Genomic DNA, 6,535 nt, shown 5'->3' with positions numbered 1-6,535 from the left:
CTGCGTCGTCACGTCGAGGGCCATCGTTCTTCGGCGCCCTGCGGACAGCGATCAGCACGCGCCGGGCCCCCGGGTGGCCGCCACCGCCACGGGGCCGGGTCGGACATCGACCGGTCGGCGCCCCGGGACGGTGGCGGCATCGCCCTCCGGAGAGCTCAGTTGAGGAGGGCCGGGCGACGGGGGTAGCGGTGCCGGGCGATGGCCGAGGCGAAGGCGTCGGCGAGCTGTCCGTCCCCACCGGCGTCACCGGTGATCAGGCCGAGCTCCGGGCCGGGCCGGTCGAGCACCTCGCCGGGCAGCCGGGCCGCGGTCAGCAGCGGATGCGGGTTCGCGCCGGGGGCGGCGACCGGCTTGCCGTGCCGGTAGGCCTCCTCCACGAACCGCACCGCGTTGGGGTCGGCCGCCAGTGCCGCCGAGGCCGCCTCGCTGTCGGGCACGAAGACGGCGTCGTAGAGGACCGACGCCATCGTGGGCAGCGCCCGGTCGACGTCCAGGGACCCGCCGTCACCGTTCAGCGTGCCGCCGGTGGCGGCCAGCACCTCCACGATCGCCCCGTCGCCGGTCAGCCGCTCCCGCACCGCCCGGACCTGGGCGGTGTTGGTGCCCTCGGCGGCGAGCACGGCCACCTTGCGGCTGCGGATGCCGGCGGTCTCCTGGACGTCCTGGGACAGCGCGGGGGAGGACTTGTCGGTGATGCCGGGCACGCCCTGCGGCGCCGGCAGTCCGAGCCCCTCGGCGACCCCGGCGGCGAGGTCGCCGCTGACGTGCGCGAGGTTGGCGACCATGCGCTCGCGCACCGGTACGGCGTCGACCTTGCCCAGTTCGAAGCGGAAGGCCTGCACGAGGTGCGAGCGCTCCCAGTCCGACATGCTGTTCCAGAACATGGCGGCCTGGCTGTAGTGGTCCTGGAAGCTCTCGCTGCGCACCCGGATCTTCTCGCCGTCGACCTTCTGCGCGTAGTGCCGGAAGACTCCGGCGCCGCCGCCCGCCCCGGCATGCGCGGGGCAGCCGCCGCCCAGCGAGTTGGGGAAGTAGTTGGTGCCCGGGTGGATGACCTGCTGGCCGAATCCGTCGCGGTGGTTGTGGTGCACGTCCGCGACCGGCCGGTTGACCGGGAGCTGGCTGAAGTTGGGGCCGCCGAGCCGGATCAGCTGGGTGTCCAGGTAGGAGAAGTTGCGGCCCTGGAGCAGCGGGTCGTTGGTGAAGTCGATGCCGGGGACGACGTTGGCCGTGTGGAAGGCGACCTGCTCGGTCTCGGCGAAGAAATTCTGCGGATTGCGGTTGAGGACCATCCGGCCGATGGGCCGGACGGGCACCTCCTCCTCCGGAATGATCTTCGTGGCGTCGAGCAGGTCGAAGTCGAAGCGGTGCTCGTCCTCCTCCGCGACCAGCTGCACCCCCAGCTCCCACTCGGGGTACTGGCCGTTCTCGATCGCCTCCCACAGGTCCCGCCGGTGGAAGTCGGGGTCGCGCCCGGCGGTGATCTGGGCCTCGTCCCAGACCTGGGAGTGGATGCCCAGCACGGGCTTCCAGTGGAACTTCACGAACGTCCCGCGCCCGTCCGCGGTGACGAAACGGAAGGTGTGCACACCGAAGCCCTGCATCATCCGGAAGCTGCGCGGGATGGCCCGGTCCGACATGAGCCACATCAGCATGTGCGTGGACTCCGGTTGCAGGGAGCAGAAGTCCCAGAACGTGTTGTGCGCGGAGGCGCCGGTGGGCATCTCGTTGTGCGGCTCCATCTTCACCGCGTGCACGAAGTCGGGGAATTTGATGGCGTCCTGGATGAAGAACACCGGCATGTTGTTGCCCACCAGGTCGTAATTCCCCTGACGGGTGTAGAACTTGGTGGCGAAGCCGCGTACGTCGCGTACCGTGTCGGCCGACCCGCGCGGCCCCTGCACGGTGGAGAACCGCACGAAGACCGGGGTCCGCAGGCCGGCCTCGGAGAGGAAGTCCGCGCAGGTGTATTCCGCCATCGACTCGTAGGCCTCGAAATAGCCGTAGGCGCCCGCGCCGCGCGCGTGGACCACGCGTTCGGGAATGCGCTCGTGGTCGAAGTGCGTGATTTTCTCGCGGTTGTGGAAGTCCTCCAGGAGGGTGGGACCCCGGGTGCCGGCCCGCAGCGCGTTGTCGGTGTCGTCGACCCGTACCCCCTGATCGGTCGTGAGCGCCTTCGACGCGGGAGCGGCCCGGAACTGCCGCAATTGCTCGTCCTTGGCGTCGGCGGGCGCGGAGGACTTCTTCTCTTCGGGGTTGGCGGACACGCGTGGCACTTCCCTTCTCCTCGGTGCGTCCCAGCCTCACGCGCCTTCCCGGGGCGGGCAACCCGAAACGGCCGGGCGGGGGCGGCGGCCGTTCACCCGGAAGGACCAGGGGTCCGCGCGGGGTTCGAGATGTGGAGTGTGGGGTTGTGTGCCAGCCTGCTTCTGTGCCGTCCCCTGACTCCGCGGTGCTTTCCGTGGGGGCGACGGGCAGGCGAAGCGCGCGAAGGGGACGCGAAGGGAGTTGATTGCGATGAGCGGTGTGGATTCCGGCCGGGTGGTGGTGACGGGCGGGGCGGGATTCGTGGGTTCCCATGTGTGCGAGCGGCTGACGCGCTCGGGAATTCCGGTGTCCTGCGTGGACAATCTCGTCACCGGTACGCGCCGCAACATCGCGCACCTGGAAGGCGGATCCGGCTTTGAATTCATCGAGGGGGACGTCTCCTCGTCCGGCACGCTGAGGGAGATATCCGGGCCGGTCGGGGCCGTCCTGCACCTGGCCTGTCCGGCGTCGCCCATCGACTACCTGCGGCTGCCCCTGGAGACCCTGGAGGCCGGCAGCAGCGGCACCCGCAACGCCCTGGAACTGGCCCGCCGGTGGAACGCGCGCTTCGTCCTCGCCTCGACGTCCGAGGTCTACGGCGACCCGCTGGTGCACCCGCAGCCCGAGGAGTACTGGGGCAATGTGAACCCCGTCGGACCGCGCAGTGTGTACGACGAGTCCAAGCGCTACGCGGAGGCCCTGGTCGCCGCCTACCGGCGCACATACGGCCTGAACACCGGCATCGTGCGCATCTTCAACACCTACGGGCCGAGGATGCGGGCCGGGGACGGGCGCGTGGTACCCACCTTCATCCGCCAGGCCCTGGCCGGCGAGCCGCTGACGGTGGCGGGCGACGGCAGCCAGACGCGGTCCCTGACCTACGTGGACGACACGGTGGACGGCGTGCTCGCGATGGCCGCCCGCGGCCCGGCCGGACCGGTGAACATCGGCAGCAGCGAAGAGACGACGGTACTGGAACTGGCCCAGCGCATCATCGGTCTGACGGGTTCCGCGTCCGTGATCGAGTTCGTCGACCGTCCGGTCGACGACCCCGGCCGGCGGCGCCCCGACACCTCGGTGGCCCGGGAGGAGCTGGGATGGCGGCCCCGGGTGGACTGTGCGGAGGGGCTGAAGCGGACGGTGGAGTGGTTCTCCCGGTCCTCCGCCCTCGAATCCCCCGAATGACGGGCCCGTCCGAGCAGGCCCGAGCAAGGGAGTGACCGGCATGCGCATCCTGGGAATCAACGCGCTCTTCCATGACCCGGCGGCCGCCCTCGTGGTCGACGGCCAGGTGGTCGCGGCCGCTGAAGAGGAACGATTCTCCCGTCGGAAACACGGCAAGCGCCCGGTGCCGTTCGCCGCCTGGGAACTGCCCGAACGGGCCGCCGCCTGGTGCCTGGAGCACGCCGGGATCACCCCGGACCAACTCGACGCCGTCGGCTACTCCTTCGACCCCGACCTGTCCTGCCCGGCCCACACCCTCGGTCTGGACGACCCCTGGGACGGCCTGCGCCTGACCTACGCCCGCGAGGCCCCGTCCTTCCTCGCCGAGGCCCTGCCCGGCCTGGACCCGGCGCGGGTGCGCTTCGTCCCCCACCACGTCGCCCACGCCGCCTCGGCGGGCCTGGCCGCCCCGCACCCCGACTGCGCGGTCCTGGTCCTCGACGGCCGGGGCGAGTGCGCCTCGCACCTGGCCGGCCGCTACACGGACAACCACCTGGACGTCCTCGCCACCCAGGTCCTGCCGCACTCCCTCGGCCTGGTCTACGAGGAACTCACCGCGCACCTGGGCTTCCTGCGCAGCAGCGACGAGTACAAGGTCATGGCCCTGGCCGCCTACGGCAAACCGCGCTTCCTCGCCGAACTGCGCGAGCACGTCCACGCCACCGGCGACGGCGGCTTCCGCGCCCACAACGTGCCCTGGACCGCCCTGACCGAACCCCGCGCGCCGGGCGAGGACTGGTCGCAGGACCACGCCGACCTGGCGGCCAGCACCCAGGCGTGCCTGGAGGAGGTCCTGCTCGACCTCGCCGGCTGGCTGCACGCCGGCACCGGGGCCGCCACCCTCGCCATGGCGGGCGGCGTCGCCCTCAACTGCGTGGCCAACTCCCGCCTCGCCCTGGAGAGTCCCTTCGAACGGATCTGGGTCCAGCCCGCGGCCGGGGACGCCGGCACCGCGCTGGGCGCCGCCCTGCACCTCGCCGCCGAACGCGGCGAGCCCGCGGCCCCGATGCCCGGCGCCGACCTCGGCCGCTCCTGGACCGACGAGGAACTGCGCACCTGGCTGGAGACCGCCGGCGTGCCCTACGACCGGCCCCCCGACATCGCCGCCGCCGTCGCCGGGGAACTCGCCCGCGACGGCATCGTGGCCTGGTTCCAGGGCCGCAGCGAATACGGCCCCCGCGCCCTGGGACACCGCTCGCTCCTCGCCCACCCCGGCCGCGCCGAGAACCTCGAACGCCTCAACCACGTCAAGGGCCGGGAGGAATTCCGCCCCGTCGCCCCCATGGTGGCCGCCGACCGCGCCCGGGACATCTTCGCCGGGCCCCTGCCCAGCCCGTACATGCTCTTCGTCCACGAGGTCGCCCGCCCCTGGCGGGACCGTATCCCCGCGGTCGTGCACGTGGACGGCACGGCCCGCATCCAGACCGTCGACGCGACCTCGGAACCCCTGGTGGCCCGGATGCTGACCGAGTTCGAGCGGCTGACCGGACTTCCGGTGGTCGTCAACACCAGCCTCAACACCGCCGGCCGCCCCATGGTCGACGACCCCCGCGACGCCCTGGAGTGCTTCGGCTCCGCTCCCGTCGACCTGCTCGCCATCGGACCCTACGCGGTACGCCGTCCCCACGCCTTCGCCCACGACCCGCACGACCCGCACGACGGGAAGGAGCACCGGTGACCCCCGAGGATCCGGAGGCCGGACCGGACGGGACGTTCCCCGCCGCGCCCGCCGGCTACGCGGTGGTGATCCCCACCGTCGGCCGGCGGTCGCTGGCCCACTGCCTCGCGGCCCTGGCGGCCGCCGACGGCCCCGCGCCCGCCGAGGTGGTCCTCGTCGACGACCGCCCGGCCGGCGCCGGCCACGCGCCCCTGCCGGTGACCGCGCTCGGCGAACTCGCCCCCCGCGCCCGCGTGGTGCGCACCGGAGGCCGGGGACCGGCCGCCGCGCGCAACGCCGGATGGCGCGCCCTGCGCGACGGCCCCGCCTGGGTGGTCTTCCTCGACGACGACGTCACCGTCACCCCGGGCTGGCGCCGTGACCTGGCGGCGGACCTGGCGGACGCCGACGCCGACGTGGGCGGCGTCCAGGGCCTGATCCGCGTGCCGCTGCCGGAGCACCGCAGGCCCACAGACGCCGAACGCGGCACGGCCGCGCTCGCCGACGCCTGGTGGGCGACGGCCGACATGGCCTACCGCACCGCTGTCCTGCACGAGACCGGCGGGTTCGACGAACGCTTCCCCCGCGCCTTCCGCGAGGACGCCGACCTGGCCCTGCGCGCCCTGGACCGGGGCTGGGCCCTGGAACGCGGCTCCCGCGTGACCGGGCACCCGGTCCGGCCCACCGGGCCCTGGGCCTGTCTGCGGGCCCAGGCGGGCAACGCCGACGACGCGCTCATGACGGCGATCCACGGCCGCACCTGGTGGCACCGCGCACAGGCGCCGAGGGGGCGACTGCGCGCACACGCCGCCGTGACCGCCGCCGGCGCGGCGGCGGGCGCCCTGGCCCTGTGCCGGCGCCCCCGTCCCGCCGCGCTCGCGGCCCTGCTGTGGGCCGCGGGAACCGGCGAGTTCGCCCGGGCCCGGATCGCCCCCGGCCCGCGCACCGCCCCGGAGATCACCGTCCTGCTCGCCACGAGCGTCCTGATCCCGCCCTGCGCGGTATGGCACCGGATCCGCGGCACATGGCGCCACCGGAACGCCCGCCCCTGGCCGCCCGGCGGGACCGCTCGCCACGCCGGCCCCGGCCCGGCCCTCGTGACCGGGGACCGCGCACGAGCGGCCGTCCTGCCCCTGATCGCCGCGTCCCCCGGCCTCGGGGAGAGCACCGCGTGCTGTGCGGCGGACACCGCCTGCTGCCGGGACGCCGGCGCCCCCGGCGCCCCTGTCGGGGAACTCCCCGTCGAGCCCGTCGAGCCCTTCGAGCCCGTCGAGGAAGGAGGCCCGGAGTGACCTCGCCGGCCCCCCTCCGCCGCCCCGCCGCCGTCCTCTTCGACCGCGACGGCAC

General features: G+C 73.6%; 3 protein-coding genes and 1 pseudogene. 3 read left to right on the top strand and 1 reads right to left on the bottom strand.

Annotated elements, in window-relative coordinates:
* Window positions 1-155: 155 nt before the first annotated feature.
* Entirely contained in the window at window positions 156-2,207 is a 2,052-nt protein-coding gene (locus AB0K09_RS27840) for a catalase (protein WP_366068171.1), read from the bottom strand.
* Window positions 2,208-2,517: 310 nt separating this feature from the next.
* Here AB0K09_RS27840 and AB0K09_RS27835 point away from each other — a divergent pair, with 310 nt between their 5' ends.
* The 3 genes and pseudogenes from AB0K09_RS27835 to AB0K09_RS27825 all read left to right on the top strand — a co-directional run.
* A complete protein-coding gene (locus tag AB0K09_RS27835) occupies window positions 2,518-3,492 on the top strand; it encodes a UDP-glucuronic acid decarboxylase family protein (protein ID WP_366068170.1) in 975 nt (324 codons plus the stop codon).
* Window positions 3,493-3,532: 40 nt separating this feature from the next.
* Window positions 3,533-5,209 (top strand): carbamoyltransferase C-terminal domain-containing protein, encoded by a 1,677-nt coding sequence (locus tag AB0K09_RS27830; protein ID WP_366068169.1) that lies wholly within the window; start codon window positions 3,533-3,535, stop codon window positions 5,207-5,209.
* Window positions 5,206-6,231, top strand: a pseudogene (locus AB0K09_RS27825) (glycosyltransferase); the annotation flags it as partial. The gene AB0K09_RS27830 and the pseudogene AB0K09_RS27825, both read left to right, overlap by 4 nt.
* Between the last annotated feature and the right edge of the window lie 304 nt (window positions 6,232-6,535).

It is taken from the genome of Streptomyces sp. NPDC049577 (assembly GCF_040675635.1).
Taxonomy (GTDB): Bacteria; Actinomycetota; Actinomycetes; order Streptomycetales; family Streptomycetaceae; genus Streptomyces.
Note: the sequence above shows the minus strand (reverse complement) of the source record. Positions and strands in the feature narration are given on the sequence as shown.